Consider the following 18,886-nt stretch of genomic DNA (forward strand, 5'->3'; position numbering starts at 1 on the left):
ATCATGTCCCTGCACCGTGTCGCCCGTATCGCCGATGTCCCTGAAGACCGTGGCCTGCAAGTTGAAATCGGCGACTGCAAGATTGTGCTGCTGCGCGTCGGTGAGCAGCTACGCGCCTTTCAGGGCGAATGCCCACATGCCGGCGCGCCGTTGGCTGAGGGCGCGGTGTGTCACGGACGCCTGATCTGCCCGTGGCACAAGGCTGCTTTTCGCGTAGAAGACGGCGCACTGTGTGAGCCACCGGCCCTCGACAGCCTCAAGCGTTATCCGCTGGAACTGCGCGGCGAAGAGGTTTGGGTCGATGATCAACCGTTGGCGGATCCGCATACGCCAGCGGCCGACGATTCGCGTACGTTCGTGATCGTCGGCGCCGGCGCGGCAGGTACGGCGTGCGCGGCGGCGTTGCGGGAAAAAGGTTTCGGTGGCCGGATCGTGATGATTGACCGCGAGGCCGATGCCGGTTACGACCGCACGGTGCTGAGCAAATTTGTCCTCGCCGGGGAAATGCCACCCGAGGAAGCGCCGCCGCTGCGAGATGAAACCTTCTATAAAGAGCAGCGCATCGAGCGACTGGAAAACCAAATCACCTCGCTGGATACTGCAAACCAGACGTTGCATCTGAGTGACGGTCAGTCCCTGCGCTATGACGCGGCCGTGCTCGCCACCGGCGGTGAACCCAATCCATTGGAATTGCCCGGCGCAGACCTCCCCCAGGTCTTCGTCCTGCGCTCCAAAGCCCAGGCAGAGCAAATAATGAATGCCGCTAAACCCGAGCAACGCGCGGTGATCATCGGCGACAGCTTCATCGCCCTCGAGTGCGCCTCGGCCCTGCGCCAGTATGGCCTCGACGTCACGGTGCTGGCTCGCCACGCGATTCCTTTCGCTGCCCAGTTCGGCGAAGCCGTGGGCAAAGCGATTCGCGCGTTGCACGAAAAGAACGGGGTGAAATTCATCACCGAGCACGCAGCCACCGAAATCATCGGCGATGGCATAGTCGAGGCCGTATTGCTGGACAATGGCCTGCGTCTTTCGGCGGATCTGGTGCTGGCCGGGGTCGGCGTGCACCCGGCCACCGAAGCTTTCGCGTCACTGCCGAGGGAAAAGGATCAGTCATTGCGCGTCGATGACGGCCTGCGTGTGAGCGAAAATCTGTGGGCCATCGGCGATATCGCTACGTTTCCGCTCCACGGCCAGCCGCAACGCATCGAGCACTGGCGCCTGGCCCAGCAGCATGCGCGAATCGCGGCTACCAATATGCTGGGTGGCGAGGAGCATTACCTCGACGTGCCGTTTTTCTGGACCTGGCACTTCGGCAAGAATTACGACTACCTCGGCCACGCTGAGCACTGGGATGAAGTGGAGTTTCTCGGCGAGCCTGAACATCCGCCATTTATTGGTCTGTTCGGTAGAAACGGTGTGGTAGTTGCCGCCGTGGCTTGCGAGAAAGAAAGAGCGATGGCGTTACTCACCGAGCGCATGAAGCAACCGCTGCCGATGGAAGAGGCTTGGGAACTGATCCGCGATTAGCGGCCGATTGATCGTTCCTATGCTCCTGCGTGGGAATGCAGCCCGTGACGCTCCGCGTCACTGGACGCAGAGCGTCCCAAGAGGCATTCCCACGCGGAGCATGGGAACGATCAATTAACGGGGAAGGGGTTCGCGATTGTCGTCATCCTCGGCATGCAGAAAGATCACCCGTGGGTGCTCCAGCGGTGCCAGCGGCGGTGGCAATTCTTCCTGCTGCACCGGCCAGAAATGCGTCACCACATGGCTGATGTCGCCTTCCTGATCGTTATGAATGGTCATCACCCCAGATGTGCGCAACTTCTGAAAGCGGTCATCGCAGAGTTTGAAACTCTTGCTCAGGCCTTCATCGTCAATCACCGGCGACGGCAGCCGACGCTGGGCGAAACTGCGACTTTTGCGCTGCTGATAACGCGCCCAGGAAATCAGAATCACCGCGTTGACCAAGGCAATCCACAGATAAATCTGCAGGGTACCCAGCGCGTCGAACGCCGATTTATCGATCAGCGGCCCGCCCGCGTGAGTTTCGACCAGCGGCCACAAGCCACGGATCAGCAGAAACAGCAGGCCAACCCAGGCCACCACGGTGAGGATGACATCGATCACTACCAGAAAGGGCCGCTGGCGAGTCCGGATGATTTTCATTTGATGACCTCCTCTTCGTCATCGCCGATCGGTTTGATGCCCCGATCAGGACTGACCCAACGCGCACGTTTCTGATGTTGGCCGAACAGCACTTTGGGGAAGCTGACCAGCGTGGTCAGCAGGCTGATAAGCCAGAACACCAACGGATACCAGACCACCCAGAACATCGTGCGGCCCAATCCCGGCTCATAGCGCCGGTCGATGACGATGCTGACCGCGAACTGCACGAGGCAGACGAAGGCCAGCAGCAACCCGGTAAATGCCGGCGGCATCAGGTGATCCACCGCGATGGCTTCCGGCATGACCACGAATTTGCCGACGCCCCAGAAAATCACCGACAAGAGGAAGGTGAACGCCCAACCGGTCGACAGGCAGTATTCGAACAGCAGCGGCCACAGGTAACGATGGCGGTACTGCCAGATGCCACGGATGTTCTTGAACAACACTTCGGCGCCGCCCTGAGCCCAGCGCAGTCGTTGCTTCCATAGCCCGCCGAGGGTTTCCGGCATCAGAATCCAGCACAGCGCGCGTGGCTCGTAGAAGATGCTCCAGTGATCGAGTTGCAGCTTCCAGCTGATGTCGATGTCTTCGGTGATCATGTCCGGGCTCCAATAACCGACGCGGTTCAGCGCGGTACGGCGGAACGCGACGATCACGCCGGACACAGTAAAGATCCGCCCGAACACCCGTTGCGTACGCTTAATGAGCCCGATGATCGACGAGAACTCACCCACCTGCACCCGTCCGACCAGCGTCGAGCGTGTGCGTATCCGTGGGTTACCGGTCACCGCACCGAGACGTGCGTTATCCAGCATCGGTGCGACCAGATAGGCCGCCGTATTCGGTGCCAGCAGCGCATCACCATCGATGCACACCAGATACTCACTGCGCGCAGCGATCGCCCCCATGCGCAGCGCGACAGCCTTGCCCTGGTTTTCCGCCAGATGCAGCACGCGCAGACGCGGATCTTCCTTGGCCAGCGCATCGAGCACTTCGGCGGTGTTGTCCTTGGAGCCGTCGTTGATCGCGATGACTTCGATGTTCGGGTAATGCTGGGCCAGCGCCGCGTGGATGGTATCGGCGGCATTTTCGCCTTCGTTGTAGCAAGGGATCAGGATCGAGATCAGCGGCTCGCCTTCCAGTGGCGGCGGCAGGGTGTCGTCCTGCCACGGCCAGTGACGTTCCCAGTGCAGCCAGAAATACAGGCCACCGGCGATCCACAACCCGGACATGAACAGTGGGTAGAAGAACACGAAGTCCATCAGGAACTGCCCGGTGACCAGGAAGATCAGGCCCAGCGGCACGCCGAGGACGAGCGCCAGAACAAGCAGGGCTAACAGTCTATCCAGCATGTTATGGATTCCATTTGTTGGAGAGCGCAGGCCTTACGGTTTTCAGGTCCGGCAGGTTGTCGAGGAAGTTGTCCGGGTAGTAGCCGAAACTGGTCGCGCCCTGACGCTTGAGACGGCCCATCCAGTTCGCCAGATGCGCACCGTCGATGTCGGCCTGATCCTTTTTCGTCCAGTCCCGCGCCTGCAACTCGAACACCGTGCGATCCAGCGCGCCGGGGCGTTTCTTGACCGTGGCCACCAGCGCTTCCAGCCATGGGCCGGACTCTGCCTGGGTCTGTTTTTCCATCAGCGGCATGGCCATCGGCGCTGTCCAGTCGTAGGTCACGAGGAAGTCATCGAGGTTCTGTGCGTACCACTCTTCGCTGTGTGGATTGAGCATCGGCTCGGCGAAAATATTGCGTGCGGTCTGCACCTGCGGGCCACGAATGGCGCGGACTTTGGCGGTCAGCTCGTTGGTGAAGTCGATGAGGTATTTGCTCTTGAAGCGCGTCCAGCGCTGCATCGCTGCCGGGTCATCGCGCAGCGCGGCTATCGAACCCGGCAAACCTTGGGCGACGTAGGCTTTCAAGGCTGCAGGGCTGGCATCTTCAAAGTCCGACAGCAGCGCATCGTCGTGATAGAGGATGCCGTCGACCGAGGTCAGGCGCGCCACGTCCTCGTAGATTTCACCGATGATCTGCCGCACCTCGGGATCGAAAGGCGACAGGCGCTGATACTGATTCGGGTCCACTGCAGTAGTGCCGGTTTTCGGGTCCCAGCGGGTAACGCGAGGCAGTTTCGAATCGAGGCCGAAACTCAGCACCGGCATCCACGCAAACACCTTCACATGGGCACGGGTGCGCAGTTGCCAGGCAACCCGGTCGAAGATGTCCGCACGTACCGGCAAGTGGCGGTTCGGGAAGTACAGCGAGCGCACCAGACCATCGCCCTTGGGATCGGCGAAGGCTTGCAGGAACACCGTGTTGGCACCCATGTCCGCCATGCGCTGCACCAGTTTGCCGAGGTTGATGTCTTGTTGCGCCGGGTCCGGGTCGTAGACGTTGTCCAGATCGACATGCACCACACGCATGGGCAGATCCGACTGCACGCCAACGATGCTGTTGGCGAAGTGCTCGCCGTCAGGGTCGGAGGCGACGAGGAAACGCGGGCTGCTCATCAGGTTGTCGAGGGCGTCGAGACCGTCGTCCAGGGTCAGGGCCATTTCATAGCCCTGCTCACCAACCACGGTCAGCGATGTGCCGTCCGCCGCGCCATACGGCCAGACCCAGACGCGCGGTTTCTTGCCGGTAACCTTGCGGATTTTTTCCGCGATGTTGTTCACGTCGGTGCGAATCCGTGCCTGGAATTCGGCCTCGGATTCATAACGCTTGGTCAGCGGATCGTAGCGCCGCGTCGCGGCAGCAGGCTGCAGGTTGCCCTGCGGATTGGCCAGAATGCCTTTGTGGTTGGCGTCGGTGTGCGCGGCGATTTCCACCAGACCCGATTGCGAGATTTCGCGAATCTGATCCCAGGTCAGGAAGTCGGAACGTGCGCGCGGGGCACCGGCGAAGTCCACCGGTTGATTGAGCGGCGTGTCGATCCAGCTGCCGACCGGCGCCAGCAGCGCATGCCAGTTATAGGCGCGCAACACCGGCAGTACGCGGGTGTAGAAGCTCGAATAACCATCGTCGAAGCTGAGCAGGATCGCTTTCGCCGGCAGCTCCGGGCCGCCCTTGCGTGCGGCCATGATCTGGTCGACCGTGACCGGTTTGTAGCCGTTCTCACGCAGCCAGGCGAGTTGCTCGATCAGGCGCTCGGTGCGCACCGCAACTACGGCCTGATCAGGATCGCGGTCTTCAACGTCGTGATAGGCAATACCGAGCACGTGGTTTTTCGGCCAGGGTTTTTCGCTGGCCGCCAGCGGACGCTCGGACGGCGGCGCGAAGGCCGGAGCTTGCTGGGCGCAGGCGCTGACCAGCAGCGCTCCCAGCAGAAGGATGAATCGCGAAATCAAAGGCATCTTCAAACTCTTCTAGAAGCGGAAAGTGAGGTCGACGAGCAGACGCAGATCGGTCTCCCGATCACCGTCGTAGGGCCGGTTGATCACACTGAGCAAACCGCCCACCTCGAACACGTCGTTCCAGGCATAACGCTGGCCGTAACCGAGCAGGGCCATGCCGCCAGTGCCGTGATCACGTTGGCTGTACGTACCCGCGCCGGCCTGGAACTGCTGGCTCCACGAGGTTTCGTAGCGGTGGTAGAGCACGTGATTGACGTTGACCAGCGGCATCACGCTGAAGTCGGATTTCGGGTTGAAGTACGGCACGTCATCGGACTTGGAGTTGTGGCTGGTGCCGACCTCCAGACCGGCGTCGACCTGCACGTTCGGCGCGCTGTAGACGCCCTCGCGGCCGGTGAGCAACGCTTCGACGCGGTTGTTACCGTCGCTGAAGTGCGACGGGCTGACCGACAGGCGCCACTCGCGGCTTTCGTTGGCGCGCCAGCGGATGAAACCGCTGCCGCCGTTGGCCTTGATGTCGCTGTTGAGCGCGCGCAATGGTGTCTCGGCCGACAGGTATTCGAGGCTGCCGCCGTACTGCCAGTGGTCATTGATGTCGCGAGCGATCGCCAGACGCGCGCCTTGTTTGTCGCCGAAACCGTAATCGTGGTTGGACACTTCAGCTTCGAGGGTCATGTCGCGGGTGCGCCGCTCCAGGCCAACGCGCTGGAAGCGGTGGTGACCGGTGCCTTCGGCGAAGTCGCCGGTGGCATAACCGGCCCCGGCGAACACGCGCCAGTCTTCATCGATCGGCGGGCTGTACAGGGTGGTCTGGATGCCGAAATCGCGGCTGCCGCTGACGGCTCCGGCATCGCCACTGCCGCCACCGTTGGCCTTGCCGCCGTAGGCTTCGACGCGCAGTTCAGACATGTCATGCACTTCGCGTTCGCGGGCCAGACGCTGCACTTGGCGGTTGTCCGGGTAACGCGCGACGACGTCGTCGGTCAGCGCATCCATCTGCCGCCATTCCTGCAGCGTCATGGCGGTGCGCGCCTGCGCGACTTCCAGACCCATATCGCGCGGGACCATGCTCTCGGTTTCCTTGAGCTGGTTTTCCGCGCGGCGCGGCCATTGGCGGGCCAGGTACAGATCGGCCTGAGCCAGACGTAAACCGACGTTACCCGGCGCTTGATCGACCAAGGTCTGCAAACGCTCCTCACCGTGAGGCAAGTCGGAACCGTAAGTGCCGGCCTGAGCGGCCAATTGCTGGGCGTCCATCCATTCATCGTTGGGGTTGCCGATAGGCAGCCCTTTGAGTTCGACACGCGGACGCTGGGACTTGGCGGCGTCCTCAGCGACTTGGCGCGCCTCATCAGCGCGGTCGCTTTCCAGCAGCGAGTAGTACAGCGCAGTGGTGTCTACGAGTCGATCACCGACATCGGCGTCCGGCGCCGCCAGCACTTGGCGATACAAGTCCGTGGCGATTTCCGGCTGACGTTGATCCAGATACGACGCCGCCACCCAGCGCAGGGCGTAAGTCGGAATCTTCACGCCCTCGGCTTGCAGCTTCTGGTATTCGGTGATGACGTCGGCGGTACGCGCCCGGGCCTTGAGTGCGCCCATGCGGTCGATGCGCCAGCGGGTCACGTCATCCTGAGCGCTGGCGTCCGGCGTCCAGGTGGCGAGCAGTTTGTCGTAATCGGCCAGCGCGCGATCGGCGATCACGTAGCGTTCTTTTTCACTGCGGGTGGCGAGTTCGGCGAGACGCACGCGCTCGGCAGCCAGATCGCCTTCGAGGCGACGCAGCGTGACCGGATCGATCAACCCCGGACGCTGATTGGCCAGACGCAACGCCGGTTCCGGCAGACGCGCCTTTTGCAGAGCGACCACATATTCGCGGGCAACTTCCGGTTTGCTGCCGGCGCGTTTGAAGGCTTGATCGTATTCGAACAGGGCGTCGTACTGTTTGCCGGCGCGGGTCAACGCGTAGCCCAGCGCCAGACGACGGGAAGGATCATCAGGCTTGGCCGCCACCAGCGCTTTGGCGCGGGTCACCGCTTCGTCGGGTTTGCCGGCATCCGCCTGAGTCAGGGCCAGGCCCAATTGCAGGTCGGCGCTATCCGGCTCCAGCGCCAGGGCCTTGTTGTAGACCTGAGTGGCTTGATCCCAGCGTTTGAGATTGCGATAGGCTCGCGCAGTGGCGGTCAGCGCCTGCACCGGCAGCACGCGGTCGCGGCCCTGGGTTTCATAGACCTGCACCACTTCAGCGTCGAGGCCGGCCCAACTGGCGATTTGCAGATGATCGCTGATCTGCCCGGTGGTCGACTGGCCGGGCGGCACCTGACGCAAAACCGTTAGCGCAGGTGTGGTTTGCCCGGCACGGGCGTCGCGCACCATCTGATCGTAGGGTGTGTCGGCAAACGCCAATGCCGGCCAGAGCAACTGGCTGCACAGCGCGACTCGGAACAAAGGGCGTAAACCACGATGTAATACGGGAACATCAATCCGCGGCATTCGTCAGCATCCTTACATGGCCAGCCGGGTCGCAATGCCCTCCTTGCCCATTCGTAACGGTGGCCGCCAATGCACATGCAACGGCCAAGCTTAGTCAGGCAGTCTTGCACGCAAGCGCAGAGCAATATCCAGAACACAATAATTGTTCAGAATCGTGCTGGCGGTTCAGCCGAAAACCCGAACGCCAGACAGCAAAACGCCCGGCGTCCGTGCGATACGGAGGCCGGGCGTTGCTATCAAGAACGCAGAATCACTGCACTTGCGTGACGCCTGCGAACTTGCTCATCAGGAAGCCGATGAACTGCTCGACGGTCATCTTCTGGCCGTTGAATTCGACCTGATTGGCGGCGTAATGCAACTTGGTCACGACGTTGCTGCCGTCGACGACTGCCAACTGCGAACCGACCGCCATGCCCGCGAACATATCGGCCGCTTCCTTGGACTGATCGACGATGGCTTTGGCATCGGTCTGACCATCCAGCTGTGCCTGCACGCTGAGCAGATCGACCAGCATCGGCTTCGATACCTGAATATTCAGGTCGAGCAACGCGATCAGTTGTTTGCCCAACTGATCCGGCGGCAGATCCATCGATTGCGGTTTGGTCAGGTCAACGACCAGATTGGCCTTGCTCTCACCGTTGGCGGTGTTGAACGAGAGGTTTTCCAGCGCAAACTGTGGGCCGGCGGCCAGCAGCTTTTGCAGATCGGCTTTGACCTGCGCATTTTCCGCTTCGGTCAGGTTCAGCTCCGGCGCTGGCAAGCCTTGGGCCGCAGCTTCGGCCGCAGCTTTTTCATAAGGCTGCAGTTTGGTCTGGTAAATCTGCATCAGCGACATCGTCGACGGGATGTCGAGGTTTTTCAGGCTCATGGCCATGTTCGCCGAGCCGACTTTCTTGTCGTTGAGGCTGACTTCACCAATCTTGTAGTCAGCACGGCCAGACGCATTGCTGCCGTTTTCCTCGGTGAGGTTCTTCATTTCGAAGTTCTTCACGCCAAGCACCGATTGCTTGGTGCCGAAGGTAGTTTTGCTGTTGGTCAGCACCAGGGTGTTTTCCCCGGTGTAGTAGCCGTAGCTGCTCTTGGCGAGATTGCTGGCCAGGGTCAGACCGTTGAGTTCGACCTGCACCGGCGCCTGATCTTCAGCGACGGTGACCAGTTTCAGGTTGTCCATGTAGCCGTCCGCCTTGACCTTCTGCGCTTTTGCGTTGGCAGAAATGTTCATGGTCAGGCCGGAGAACTTCAGACTCGACTGCTCATCCAGCGCGGTTTCGAACGGCAGCAGATCGAGGGTGCTGGTGGTGGATTCGTCATAGCCGATGCTGGTCACGCCTTTGAGCGGCGCGGCGCCCTTGGTCGCGGCGAACCATTTTTCGGTGGCTGGATTCTTTTCCAGCTCATAGTTGCTGGTGGCCATGACCGGCAGCCATTTCAGCGAAACCAGACGCGAGAACGGCAGCGGGCCATGTTCGATGTGGTCTACGAACAGCAGTTCGACCGGTGCATCGCCGAACATCTCGCCTTCACCTTTGAGGCGGTAGTGCGCGGTGCTGGTGAAGGTGTGGCGTTCCAGCGACACCAGCTCCAGCGATGCAGTGCCGTTGGAGCCGGCCATCGCGGTTTGCAGCTCTTGGTTGGCGTTGGTGACGGCGTTGTTGAGCACGCCTTCGATCTTGGTCCCGGTGTACCAGGCCCCGCCTGCGCTGATCGCGCCGATGGCAACAACAATTCCGAGGAGCACGCCTGCTGATTTATTCATGAATGACCTGATCGATTTCCGTGGCTGTGAGTGTGGTCGTCTTCCCTGAACCCGTGACCGGGTCGCGGCTCGACTGCGCTGAATTCAGCGGTGGAGATTAGCACCGGGCGCGCAAGACGGCCCAATGTTTAAAGGTTAAAGAGTGTCTATGGGAATTGTGGACAGTGGTCGAGCAGGAAGAGTTTCGGTGTTTTTCAGTCCGCCTTCGCGAGCAGGCTCGCTCCCACAAGGACAACGCTGTACCTGTGGGAGCGAGCCTGCTCGCGAAGGGGCCAGATGATTCAGCCGAGATTCAGGAATACTGAACCTCAATCTCATCCAGTTGATGATCAAAGCTTTTGAGCCGCGCGGTCCAGGTGTACACCAGAACCTCAAAATCCCGATCGATCACCGCCCCGCCCGGCCCGTCCGCGCGCGGATCGCAGAAATCCAGCTGATAGCGCTCGCGGGCCATGGCTGTAGCGACATCGGACAATTCGCGGGCATTGTTGAGCCAGTGCCAGCCCTCGCCATCAATCTGCTTGTCGAGTTCAAGACACTGCTTTTTCAGCGCTTCGAGGCTTTTTTCCAGCGGCGTGCCGGTGAGTTCGCCCATGACTTCGGCGAAGGTGCGCCCCGGTTGCCAGTAACTGCCCCAGAAATACCGGTCGAACACGGTTTCGACCCGACGCAGGGCGACTTTGGTGTCCCAGATCAGCACCAGGGTCTTGCCCTGTTCAAGCTGCCGTTTCTTCACCCGCTGCACCTGGAGCGACGCCCAGGCGACCACGACGATGGCCATGACCGCAATCAGCGCGACGGCGCTGTCGAGGAAAACCATAGCCTTGTCGATCTGGTGGGCCAGCATGATGCCGTAGAAATAGGTGGCCGAGAGCAGCACCAGCGCTGCGAGGGCGCACCAGAAGCCGAGAGCGTAAGGGTTTTTCATTATTGGTTTCCCCTAGACCAGCGCTAGCAATGTGCGCTGAAGGGGCGCTTTGCACGGGGCGCCCCTTCAACACTTCAAAGCATAGCAACGGCCTCAGGGTTTGCTGGCGGTTGGAGCGTGCGTTCGTCCGCTTTCCCAGCCGCCGCCCAAGGCGAGGAACAAATCGATCTGGCTCATCGCAACCTGGGTGTTAGCGGCGGCCAGTTGCGCGGTGACATCGGTGTAGGTGCGCGTTGCTTGCAGATCAGCGAGGAACGACTCGCGACCGGCCTGGAAGAAGCGGTGGGTCTGGTCGGCGGCCAGTTTTGCCGATTGCTCGGCATCGGCCAGCGCATTGCGGCGTTGCAGCAGCGCACTGTACTGGGCCAGGCCGGTCTGGGTTTCGCGAATGGCGTTGAGCACCACGCCGTCGAAATGCGCCAATGCACCTTGGGTGGCCGCTTCTGCCTCGCGGATTCGCGCGCGGGCGCCGTTGGTCGGCACCTTCCAGCTCAGCGACGGGCCGAAGCCCCAGCGGTTGGTCGACGGATCACCCAAGTCATCGATGAGACCAACAGTGCCGATGGTCGCGCCGATACTGATGTCCGGATACAACTCGCCCGTGGCGACGCCGATCCCGGCGGTCGACGCGGCCAGACGACGTTCGGCCTGGCGAATGTCCGGGCGACGTTTGAGCAGCGCAGCGCCATCGCCGACCGGCACCAATTGGGCGATTTTCGGCAACTCGGCGCAGGTCGCGGTGCCGGCGGGCAACTGATCAACCGGTTTTGCCAGCAGCATCGACAGACGGAACAAGCCGGCCTGACGCGCCGCTTCATAGCGAGGCAGGTCGGCGCGCAGGGATTTGAATTGGGTTTGCGAACGGGTGACCTGGGTTTCGTCACCACGACCGGCGTCACGCAGACGCTGGATCAGCGTGGTGCTTTGCGATTGCAGGTCGAGGGAATGCTCGGCGATTTCCCGTTCTTCATTGGCCGCGCAGACTTGCGTGTAAGCGCGAACCACGTCCGCCACCAAGGTGATACGCGCGGTATCAGCCGCTGCCTGCGTCGCGTCGGCGTTGGCCTTCGCGCCCTCGATGCCGCGTTGCAAAGTGCCCCACAAATCGAACTGGTACGAGGCGCTGATACCGATGTCGCCGACGTTATCGACCGGGACTTTTTCCGGCAGCAAGAATGCCTGACCAGACTCTTGCAAACGCTGCGCGCCCATCTTCACACCTGCGCTCCAGCCGCCCGCTGCTTCGGCCTCATCAACCTGAGCTCGAGCCCGTTGCAGGTTCGCCGCCGCGACGCGTAAATCGGTGTTGGAGGCCATGGCCTGCTGCACCAGTTGATCCAGCCGCGCATCTTTATACAGCCGCCACCAGTCCGCCGGCACCGGCGCTGAGACTACCGGTTTTCCAGCCACGGCCAGTTCGCCCTGAAAATCCTTGCGCTGAACCGCCGCATCCTCAGGCACCTGATAATCCGGCCCGACCATCTGACAGGCCGACAGCATCACGCCCAACCCGGCGATCATCAGCGCCCTGCTCATTGCGTGGGCTCCTGCTTTTTATCGTTGACCTTTGAGTCTTCGATGATCGAAACGGTGGCAGTGCGCCCGGCGATCATGCGGAAATCTGCCGGCACATCATCAAAGGCAATCCGCACCGGAATCCGCTGCGCCAGCCGCACCCAGCTGAATGCCGGGTTAACGTTCGGCAGCAAGTTGCTGCCGCTGCTGCGGTCGCGGTCTTCGATACCGGCAACGATGCTTTCGACATGCCCACGCAGTTTGGCGCGGTCACCGATCACACGGATGTCCACCGACTGGCCGACATGAATGCCGTCGAGTTTGGTCTCTTCGAAATAGCCGTCAATGTGAAACGAGTTACTGTCGACCACCGACAACACCGGACGCCCGGCGGTGACGAACTCCTGCGGACGCGGCGCACGGTCGTTGACGTAGCCGTCCACCGGGCTGCGAATCACTGAGCGGTCGAGGTTGAGCTGGGCGCTGTCCACCGTGACCATGGCTTCGGCCAGTGCCGATTGCGCACGGGCGACCTTCGATTGGCTTTCTTCCAGTTGCTCGGCCGGCACCAGATTGCCGAGGCCACGGTTACGCTTGGCTTCGCGCTGGGCTTGAGCCAAGGTTTCTTCGCGGTCAGCGACAGCGGCTTTGGCCTGACGCAGGGCCAGTTTGAAACGGTCCTGGTCGATGCTGAACAGCACCTGGCCGCGTTTGATCAACTGGTTGTCTTTCACTTCAACCTGTTGGATCAACCCGGAGACGTCCGGGGCGATCTGGATGATGTCGGCGCGAATGTGGCCGTCACGGGTCCATGGCGCGAACATGTAATACATCACCATGCGCCAGACGAGGACAACGGCAAAAGTCACGATCAGCAGGGTCAGTACCACGCGACCGATGGTCAAAAACGGTTTTTTCATGTCATCAGGTATCGACTGAGTGAGTCCACGCCGTACAGCAGTACCGCGTAGAGGGCCACGTTGAACAATGCCCGGTGCCAGACCAGACGGTAAAAGTGCACGCGCGTGAGCACGGCATGCACCAGCAAAAACAGCACATAAGTGATGCCCATCAACACCAGCAGGGTCGGCAGAAAAATGCCGCTGATGTCCAGATCACCGATCATAGGGGCGCTCCATCGGGCAGCGGTTCTTCGGCGTCGGCACTGGAGACGAATTCGACGCCGGGCAACAACGCCAGACGCAAACCGCTCAAGGCGTGCAACAGGTTCAGACGGGTTTCATCGTCGCCGTGTCCATTGAGTGCGCGACGAGTGCGATCGAGGGTCATCAGCAACGGCGCTGGCGCCGGCAAGCGTTCGCCAGCCTTGAGGCAGGCGCGAAAATACTCGCCGACTTCACTGACCACTTGCTGCAACAGCGCATTCGGCGCGCCCGTCACCCGTGGGGTGTAGGCGAGCAAATCGAGCAGGTTCAGGCCCACCCGCACCTCCCGCATGGCAATGCCGGTGTCCTGCCCGGTCAGGGCCAGACGCGGCAGGTGCTGCATCAGTCGATCGAGCAACTGCACGCCCAATTGGCGGTGTTCGGCAAGGTTGGCCGGTTCGGTCATGTGGACGATGTCTTTCCAACTGAAGCGGGTCAGGCGTTTCGCCGCCAGTTCGGCGCCGAACGGGCGTGCGACCAGCGTCCAGATAAACGCGAACAACAGCCCTAATGGACCCGCGAGGTTGGAGTTCACGAAGGCAAAAAAGTCCGCGTCGTAAGCCCCCTGAATACTGATGAATGAGGAGGTGTTAACCAGCGTCAGCAGCATGCCGAGGAAAAACCGCGGCTGCACCGTCAGCGTGCCGACGCAAATGAACGGGATGGAAAACGCCAGCACCAGCATCGGGAAGTCATGCAGGTTGGGCAGAATCAAAAACAGATAAAGGCTGGCGAACAGCACCGACATCCCGGTCCAGAAAAAGAACCGGTAAATCTGCGGTGCCGGGTCGTCCATCGAGGCAAAGAAACTGCACGCCACCGCCGCCAGAATCACCGCACTGCCGCCATCCGGCCAGCCGAGCAGAATCCACAGCACCGAGGCGGTAATGATCGCCAGAACGGTCGAGGCCGCCGAGTAGAGCATCAGCCCACGATCAATGAACGGCGTCAGACGACCGAGGCGCCAGTGACGGTAGACAGCGCGCCAGCTGTCCTGGCGTTCGCAGAGAATCGCGTCCTGCAGACTACGGCAGTCCTGCCACAAATCGATGAATTCGCCGAGGCGATAAATCGAGTTGGAGAACAGCAGTTGTTTGCGGTCTTGCAGTGCTTCGGCACTCGGTTGCAGGGCTTCGAGCTGATCTTTCAGCGCTTGCCAGCGGTCGAGATCGGCGTCCTGATGAGCGAGCCATTCGCGGGTTGCAGCCAGCAGCGGTGCGAATTTTTCCACCAGTTCCGGCGTGCGGCGCTCAAGCGCATAGAGCGAATCTTCCAGCGCATCGATCACTGGCAACAGATGAATCATCCGCCCGCGCAGTTCTTTGGTGTTGCGCACGGTTTGCGGTAGTGCGCCTTCGTGGGGCAACTGGCCGATCATCAATTCGAGGCTGTTGAAGTTGGCGACCATGGCCATGCGCAGGGCGGTGACTTCTTCGGGCTGTACGTCGCGGCTGAGGAATTTCAGGCTGTAAGTCGTGGCATCGGCGAACCACTTGCTCACCGCGTCGTTGAATACGGGTGCCAGACGACGCGGCCAGAACATCGCGCCGACCACGGCGGCAACGGCGATGCCGAGAAAAATCTCTTCGGTGCGCGCCTCTGCTACGTCCCACACTGCCAGCGGGTTATCCACCACCGGCAAGGCAATCAGCGGCAGGGTGTAACCGGCGAGCATTAATGCGTAGTTGTTGGCCGTGCGCAGTTGCAGGGACAGGAACAGCAAAATGCCCGTCCACAACGCGATGACCACCACCAGCACATACGGACTCTGCACGAACATCGGCACGAAAAAAACCGCCGCAGCGGCACCAAGAAAAGTCCCGATGGCGCGGTATAAGGCCTTCGAACTGGTCGGGCCGAGAAACGGGCTGGAGACGATATACACCGTGGCCATCGCCCAATACGGACGCGGCATTTGCATGAGCAAGGCGATGTACAGCGCGATCATCGACGCTGCAAAAGTCCGCACCCCGTAGAACCAGTCGCGGGCCGGCGGAATGCCGGAGAAAAAACCGTTCAAGAATTGACCACCAAAGGCGGATTGGCCGCCTCAAAAGCTCTGAGTACCCGAAGCGTAGCTTCCAGATCGCTTTGCTCGATGCCTTCGAGCACCTCGTGACGCAAGCGCACCAGTTCGATCTCGACCGCCTGCACCAGTTCACGCCCGGTGTCGGTCAGGCTCAGGCATTTGGCGCGGCGATCCTGGGCATCTTCGGTGCGGCAGACGTAGCCGGAATGGCACAACTGATCGAGCAGACGCACCAGCGACGGACTCTCCATCCCGGCCGCCTGCGCCACCTGCACCTGGCGCACGCCCTCGCCCAAGCGGCCGATCATCAACAGCGGCACGGCGCAGGCTTCGGAGATTCCGTAGTTGACCAGCGTGGTCTGGCAGATCTTCCGCCAATGCCTGGCGGCCACCACCATGGCACTGCTGATGTTCATCTGGAGAGCGTCGAGATCGTTCGGCACAGGAAAATGCACACTGTTAGTTTGCTAACTATCAATATCGCATTGGAGGGGAATTTCAGTCAAGTTTTGAAACAAATTGCCTGCTGGGGCGAAGAGGGCCGCCGCTGAGAGATAAATCAGCGCTTTTTTGCATTCTCGTAAACACTGCTGCGCTCGCGCTTACCGACTGCGACAACCGAAACAACAACGCGCTCATCGATCACCTGATAAACCAAGCGATAGCCGGAAGCCTTGAGTTTGATTTTGTAGCAGTTCGGCATCCCGTGTAGAGCATCAGCAGAAACCCTTGGCAGCTTCAACCTCTCGCCCAGCTTCTTTTTGAATTGTTCTCGTAGTGTATGACCCAACTTGTTCCACTCTTTGTGAGCGGATGGCAAAAATTCGAGCTTATAGGTCATCCAGGCTTACCGAAATTGGCGTCTCATGGCTGCGGGCGCGAACGATTTCAGCAAGCTCCAGATCATCGAGTCGCTCCATCATTGCTTCGTACACATCCGCTGGCACCATATAGCCCATAACGCGATTGTGGTTAAGAACAGCCACGGCACCGCCATGTGCACCGCTCAGCACAGCGGAAGGGTTTTTCTTTAATTCTGAGACACTGACAGCCATATCGGCCAGAACGCTTTGCATAATAAAAGACCTCAATTGAGGTCGTGATTTTGGTCTATTTTTTGATCCTCAACAACCGTTCCACTCAATTGAATGACAAGAGGTTGGCGTCCAGTCAGCCTTCCCGTCCCTTACGCAACAACACATCCAACTGATCCACCACCTCCGCCCAATCGGCGTCATCCAGAATCTCGTCACGCAAAAACTCCGCTTGGCTCTTCGTCCAGAAAAACGCATCAGCCAGGTGCAGCTCTGGCTTGAGCGGGGAATGGGTGGCGATGAATTTGTCGATGTTGACCGGATCGTCGGGAAGGCCGAGTTGTTTGAACAGGGATGGCAGGCTGTGCGTTGGGCTTTCCATTGAGCAATTCCTTGATGAATGGGGTGTTTGGAAGATTATTCGCGAGCAGGCTCGCTCCCACAGGGGAATGCGATCAACCTGTGGGAGCGAGCCTGCTCGCGAAGGCGGCCGTGCCTACGCCACAAATCCTAATCACTCAACTCCCGCACCTCGGCATGCGGCACCATTTTCAGAAACTCGGGCATGCTCATGTGCAGCAGATAGTTGTGGTTGCCCGCCTCCAGATAAATATCCTTCTGCCGCGTCAGCAACGGGTCGATGACCATGTCCAGGCCATAGGAGCCACCCAGCGGCGGTACCGCGCCGCGTTCGCAGTCGTCGAAGATGTGCGCCAGATTGCTTTCGCGGGTCAGTTGCCATTCGCCGCTGGTGCGCACCTTGCTCAGGTCCAGGTGACGGCTGGCCGGGAGCACGGCCATCAGGTAATGCCCATGGTGGTCGTCGAGGATGATCGATTTGGCCACGCGCTCGGCGGGCACCCCGGCGACCCGTGCGGTTTCCAGGCTGCTGGACGAGTGACGGTGAGCGACGATGTCGTACTCGCAGTGCGCCCGGTTCAGGCTGCTCTGCACCTTTTTAGCCATACGCATGATGCACCTCGGTGTTGCGCTGAACGGTGGTTGCCGTGTCTTTGAGTCTAGTTCGGCGAGGGGTTGGCGCAGAGAATTCCGCCCACTGGACACATCCGCACATTGATCAAAATTCAACCAGCGCAACCCTCAACTAGACTGTAAGAACCAGCCATGACGCTCGCGGAGGGTCACGTGAACAGCCGATGTTGTGCGCTTGCCTTGCTCCTGCTGATTAGCGGTTCAGCCCTCGCCGCCGACGCTTCATTGCCGCCGATGAGTCCGGTCGGTTTATGGCTGATCACCTTGGGTATCGTGTTCCTGATCGCTGAAGCTGCACTGCCCAATTACGGCGTCATTGGCCTGGGCGGCATCATCATGTTCGTCATCGGTGCGCTGATTCTGAGCAACGCCGAGTTGCCTGTGCCAATGATGATCGGCCTCGGTCTGATCAGTGCCCTGCTGTTGCTCGCGCTGCTGATCCGCGCCCTGAAAACCCGCCCGCGCCACGCGGTCAGTGGCGATGCCGGCCTGCTCGGCAGTGTCACCGCGATCACCACGGTGCAACCGGGCGATGCCCGTAATGGCTGGGTGCAACTGCAAGGTGAACGCTGGCAAGTGCTCAGCGCCACGCCGCTGCACACCGGGCAATCGGTGCGCGTGGTGGCTCGCAAGGGATTGTTGCTGCAAGTGGCCGCGACTGACGCGGCGCCACTCGGAGAGTGATCATGGGTCTGCAAATCGGTTTTGTTGCGCTGCTGTTACTGGTCATTGCCTTGGCCGGTTCGACGTTTCGCATCCTGCGTGAATACGAGCGCGGCGTGGTGTTCCAGCTCGGACGTTTCTGGCAAGTCAAAGGCCCGGGGCTGATCCTGCTGATTCCGGTGGTGCAGCAAATGGTTCGGGTCGACCTGCGCACCGTGGTCCTCGACGTGCCGCCGCAGGATGTGATCACCCGCGATAACGTCTCGGTCAAGGTCAACGCCGTGCTGTATTTCCGCGTGCTCGATCCGCAGAAGGCGATTATTCAGGTTGAGGATTATCTTTCTGCCACCAGCCAACTGGCGCAAACCACCCTGCGGGCGGTGCTCGGCAAGCACGAACTGGATGAACTGCTGGCCGAGCGCGAACAGTTGAATATCGACATCCAGCAGGTACTCGACGCGCAGACCGACGCCTGGGGGATCAAGGTCGCCAACGTCGAGATCAAGCATGTCGATCTCAACGAATCGATGGTCCGCGCCATCGCCAAACAGGCGGAAGCCGAGCGCGAACGTCGGGCCAAGGTGATTCACGCCGAAGGCGAACTGCAAGCCTCGGAAAAACTCATGCAGGCAGCGGAAATGCTCGGTCGCCAGCCTGGGGCAATGCAGTTGCGCTATATGCAAACCTTGAGTTCGATTGCCGGGGACAAGAGTTCGACGATTGTCTTTCCGTTGCCGATTGAATTGCTCAAGGGTATGGCGGATTTGTCGGGGAAATCCTGAAGGTCAA

Annotated in this window: 18 protein-coding genes; 3 read left to right on the forward strand and 15 right to left on the reverse strand. The window is 60.6% G+C overall.

Going from position 1 to position 18,886, the window contains the following annotated elements:
• Nucleotides 1-3 precede the first annotated feature (3 nt).
• Nucleotides 4-1,527 carry an FAD-dependent oxidoreductase gene (locus ACOYXJ_RS08520; RefSeq protein WP_460368937.1) on the forward strand — a complete coding sequence of 508 codons (1,524 nt, stop codon included), beginning with the start codon at nt 4-6 and terminating at the stop codon, nt 1,525-1,527.
• Between the two features lie 114 nt (nt 1,528-1,641).
• Here the strand turns inward: ACOYXJ_RS08520 and pgaD are convergent, their stop codons facing one another.
• The 15 genes from pgaD to ACOYXJ_RS08595 form a co-directional block, all read right to left on the reverse strand.
• Entirely contained in the window at nt 1,642-2,169 is a 528-nt protein-coding gene (pgaD, locus tag ACOYXJ_RS08525) for a poly-beta-1,6-N-acetyl-D-glucosamine biosynthesis protein PgaD (RefSeq protein WP_460368939.1), read from the reverse strand.
• Entirely contained in the window at nt 2,166-3,521 is a 1,356-nt protein-coding gene (gene pgaC / locus ACOYXJ_RS08530) for a poly-beta-1,6-N-acetyl-D-glucosamine synthase (protein WP_460368941.1), read from the reverse strand. The genes pgaD and pgaC overlap by 4 nt, the downstream gene beginning before the upstream one ends.
• Nucleotide 3,522: 1 nt before the next feature.
• On the reverse strand, nt 3,523-5,520 hold the full coding sequence (gene pgaB, locus ACOYXJ_RS08535) for a poly-beta-1,6-N-acetyl-D-glucosamine N-deacetylase PgaB (protein ID WP_460368943.1): 1,998 nt from the start codon (nt 5,518-5,520) through the stop codon (nt 3,523-3,525).
• A 12-nt stretch (nt 5,521-5,532) separates the two neighbouring features.
• Nucleotides 5,533-8,013 (reverse strand): poly-beta-1,6 N-acetyl-D-glucosamine export porin PgaA, encoded by a 2,481-nt coding sequence (gene pgaA, locus ACOYXJ_RS08540; RefSeq protein WP_460368945.1) that lies wholly within the window; start codon nt 8,011-8,013, stop codon nt 5,533-5,535.
• 250 nt (nt 8,014-8,263) lie between these two features.
• Nucleotides 8,264-9,769: a YdgA family protein gene (locus tag ACOYXJ_RS08545; RefSeq protein ID WP_150795219.1), complete on the reverse strand. Its 1,506-nt coding sequence runs from the start codon at nt 9,767-9,769 to the stop codon at nt 8,264-8,266.
• Nucleotides 9,770-10,061: 292 nt separating this feature from the next.
• Nucleotides 10,062-10,697: a hypothetical protein gene (locus tag ACOYXJ_RS08550; protein ID WP_016987623.1), complete on the reverse strand. Its 636-nt coding sequence runs from the start codon at nt 10,695-10,697 to the stop codon at nt 10,062-10,064.
• A 93-nt stretch (nt 10,698-10,790) separates the two neighbouring features.
• Nucleotides 10,791-12,233 (reverse strand): efflux transporter outer membrane subunit, encoded by a 1,443-nt coding sequence (locus tag ACOYXJ_RS08555; RefSeq protein ID WP_460368948.1) that lies wholly within the window; start codon nt 12,231-12,233, stop codon nt 10,791-10,793.
• On the reverse strand, nt 12,230-13,132 hold the full coding sequence (locus tag ACOYXJ_RS08560; RefSeq protein ID WP_460368950.1) for an efflux RND transporter periplasmic adaptor subunit: 903 nt from the start codon (nt 13,130-13,132) through the stop codon (nt 12,230-12,232). Before ACOYXJ_RS08560 ends, ACOYXJ_RS08555 begins: the two co-directional genes overlap by 4 nt.
• Nucleotides 13,129-13,338 (reverse strand): DUF1656 domain-containing protein, encoded by a 210-nt coding sequence (locus tag ACOYXJ_RS08565; RefSeq protein WP_007917703.1) that lies wholly within the window; start codon nt 13,336-13,338, stop codon nt 13,129-13,131. The genes ACOYXJ_RS08560 and ACOYXJ_RS08565 overlap by 4 nt, the downstream gene beginning before the upstream one ends.
• Nucleotides 13,335-15,398, reverse strand: coding sequence for an FUSC family protein (locus ACOYXJ_RS08570; protein ID WP_460368952.1), 2,064 nt, complete (start codon nt 15,396-15,398; stop codon nt 13,335-13,337). The genes ACOYXJ_RS08565 and ACOYXJ_RS08570 overlap by 4 nt, the downstream gene beginning before the upstream one ends.
• The gene (locus ACOYXJ_RS08575; RefSeq protein WP_150795222.1) at nt 15,395-15,823 is read right to left on the reverse strand and encodes a MarR family winged helix-turn-helix transcriptional regulator; all 429 of its coding nucleotides are present in this window, start codon (nt 15,821-15,823) and stop codon (nt 15,395-15,397) included. Before ACOYXJ_RS08575 ends, ACOYXJ_RS08570 begins: the two co-directional genes overlap by 4 nt.
• A 143-nt stretch (nt 15,824-15,966) precedes the next feature.
• Nucleotides 15,967-16,248, reverse strand: coding sequence for a type II toxin-antitoxin system RelE family toxin (locus ACOYXJ_RS08580; RefSeq protein ID WP_095122320.1), 282 nt, complete (start codon nt 16,246-16,248; stop codon nt 15,967-15,969).
• Complete coding sequence (locus ACOYXJ_RS08585; protein WP_095122322.1) at nt 16,238-16,483, reverse strand: type II toxin-antitoxin system Phd/YefM family antitoxin; 246 nt, start codon at nt 16,481-16,483, stop codon at nt 16,238-16,240. Before ACOYXJ_RS08585 ends, ACOYXJ_RS08580 begins: the two co-directional genes overlap by 11 nt.
• Before the next feature lie 94 nt (nt 16,484-16,577).
• Entirely contained in the window at nt 16,578-16,823 is a 246-nt protein-coding gene (locus tag ACOYXJ_RS08590) for a DUF2789 domain-containing protein (protein ID WP_460368955.1), read from the reverse strand.
• A 128-nt stretch (nt 16,824-16,951) separates the two neighbouring features.
• Nucleotides 16,952-17,413, reverse strand: coding sequence for an aminoacyl-tRNA deacylase (locus tag ACOYXJ_RS08595; RefSeq protein WP_322845474.1), 462 nt, complete (start codon nt 17,411-17,413; stop codon nt 16,952-16,954).
• A 174-nt stretch (nt 17,414-17,587) separates the two neighbouring features.
• Here ACOYXJ_RS08595 and ACOYXJ_RS08600 point away from each other — a divergent pair, with 174 nt between their 5' ends.
• Nucleotides 17,588-18,118: an NfeD family protein gene (locus ACOYXJ_RS08600; protein ID WP_460368958.1), complete on the forward strand. Its 531-nt coding sequence runs from the start codon at nt 17,588-17,590 to the stop codon at nt 18,116-18,118.
• 2 nt (nt 18,119-18,120) lie between these two features.
• Nucleotides 18,121-18,879, forward strand: a complete 759-nt coding sequence (locus tag ACOYXJ_RS08605) for a slipin family protein (RefSeq protein WP_007917711.1) — start codon at nt 18,121-18,123, stop codon at nt 18,877-18,879.
• Nucleotides 18,880-18,886: the final 7 nt, after the last annotated feature.

This window comes from Pseudomonas sp. Tul2A7, from assembly GCF_054790505.1.

Bases quoted from the DNA above. Each gene is read 5' to 3' on its own strand.
- ACOYXJ_RS08520 (WP_460368937.1), top strand. From the start codon at position 4: ATGTCCCTGCACCGTGTCGCCCGTATCGCCGATGTCCCTGAAGACCGT.
- pgaD (WP_460368939.1), bottom strand. From the start codon at position 2,169: ATGAAAATCATCCGGACTCGCCAGCGGCCCTTTCTGGTAGTGATCGAT.
- pgaC (WP_460368941.1), bottom strand. From the start codon at position 3,521: ATGCTGGATAGACTGTTAGCCCTGCTTGTTCTGGCGCTCGTCCTCGGC.
- pgaB (WP_460368943.1), bottom strand. From the start codon at position 5,520: ATGCCTTTGATTTCGCGATTCATCCTTCTGCTGGGAGCGCTGCTGGTC.
- pgaA (WP_460368945.1), bottom strand. From the start codon at position 8,013: ATGCCGCGGATTGATGTTCCCGTATTACATCGTGGTTTACGCCCTTTG.
- ACOYXJ_RS08545 (WP_150795219.1), bottom strand. From the start codon at position 9,769: ATGAATAAATCAGCAGGCGTGCTCCTCGGAATTGTTGTTGCCATCGGC.
- ACOYXJ_RS08550 (WP_016987623.1), bottom strand. From the start codon at position 10,697: ATGAAAAACCCTTACGCTCTCGGCTTCTGGTGCGCCCTCGCAGCGCTG.
- ACOYXJ_RS08555 (WP_460368948.1), bottom strand. From the start codon at position 12,233: ATGAGCAGGGCGCTGATGATCGCCGGGTTGGGCGTGATGCTGTCGGCC.
- ACOYXJ_RS08560 (WP_460368950.1), bottom strand. From the start codon at position 13,132: ATGAAAAAACCGTTTTTGACCATCGGTCGCGTGGTACTGACCCTGCTG.
- ACOYXJ_RS08565 (WP_007917703.1), bottom strand. From the start codon at position 13,338: ATGATCGGTGATCTGGACATCAGCGGCATTTTTCTGCCGACCCTGCTG.
- ACOYXJ_RS08575 (WP_150795222.1), bottom strand. From the start codon at position 15,823: ATGAACATCAGCAGTGCCATGGTGGTGGCCGCCAGGCATTGGCGGAAG.
- ACOYXJ_RS08580 (WP_095122320.1), bottom strand. From the start codon at position 16,248: ATGACCTATAAGCTCGAATTTTTGCCATCCGCTCACAAAGAGTGGAAC.
- ACOYXJ_RS08585 (WP_095122322.1), bottom strand. From the start codon at position 16,483: ATGCAAAGCGTTCTGGCCGATATGGCTGTCAGTGTCTCAGAATTAAAG.
- ACOYXJ_RS08590 (WP_460368955.1), bottom strand. From the start codon at position 16,823: ATGGAAAGCCCAACGCACAGCCTGCCATCCCTGTTCAAACAACTCGGC.
- ACOYXJ_RS08595 (WP_322845474.1), bottom strand. From the start codon at position 17,413: ATGCGTATGGCTAAAAAGGTGCAGAGCAGCCTGAACCGGGCGCACTGC.
- ACOYXJ_RS08605 (WP_007917711.1), top strand. From the start codon at position 18,121: ATGGGTCTGCAAATCGGTTTTGTTGCGCTGCTGTTACTGGTCATTGCC.